The sequence below is a fragment of the Vibrio sp. 10N.222.49.A3 genome, from assembly GCF_041475145.1.
Taxonomy (GTDB): domain Bacteria; phylum Pseudomonadota; class Gammaproteobacteria; order Enterobacterales; family Vibrionaceae; genus Vibrio; species Vibrio tasmaniensis_A.
This window is the reverse complement of the sequence record NZ_JBFRVM010000334.1, coordinates 1-611: the sequence shown is the minus strand read 5'-3', so window position 1 is coordinate 611 and position 611 is coordinate 1. Positions and strand designations below refer to the sequence as shown.

Below are 611 nucleotides of genomic sequence, written 5' to 3'. Positions count from 1 at the left end.
CAAAGCGCGCTTGATTAAACAGTCCGCCCGTTCCCTTGGTATGCAGCATAGCCGTGCGGGCAGCAGCCACGGTATCGACGGTACTAGCCCATCCTTTCTCCATCGTGTTGTTTTGCTCGGGTGTCAGTTCTGGTTGTTGGGTTGGGGTGGTGGTTTCATGCGCTTTCTCCATTGTTGCCACAATCTTCGCCGTGTCACCATCGAGTCCCGCCATGGTGGCGAACGCTTCAGTGCGAGTAAATTTTTGCCAGCGTTCTTTCGCCTCGGCAATATCTTCCGGTTGGTAAGCGGTCATTAGGCGTTGGACGTCTGGTTGGTTTAATCCTATGTCTTTTTCCAAGTAATTCTGGAAGCCTTGAATAGAATTGGCCGTAAAGCTGGCACTGCCAGAGTCGAGGCGCGTTTGAGTATTCGAGAGGGCGTTCAAGTCCGATTGGCTTTGCAATGCACTTGCACCAAGAGACTTGGTGTTGCTGGCGTTAATCGCAAAATCATGCGCAAACTGCTCAACCGACGTTCGGGTGTCTTTATTGTCCACCTGCGTGCCGGCACTGGTCACGGCATTGGCCCCTTCGGTGTATTGCTGCGTGGTTTGCTCAAGCTGCTGCTTT

The 611-nt window shown here is 52.9% G+C and carries 1 pseudogene; it reads right to left on the bottom strand.

The features are described 5' to 3' along the window. Positions 1 to 559 (bottom strand): annotated as a pseudogene (locus tag AB4589_RS25760) (conjugal transfer protein TraG); the annotation flags it as partial. Between the last annotated feature and the right edge of the window lie 52 nt (positions 560 to 611).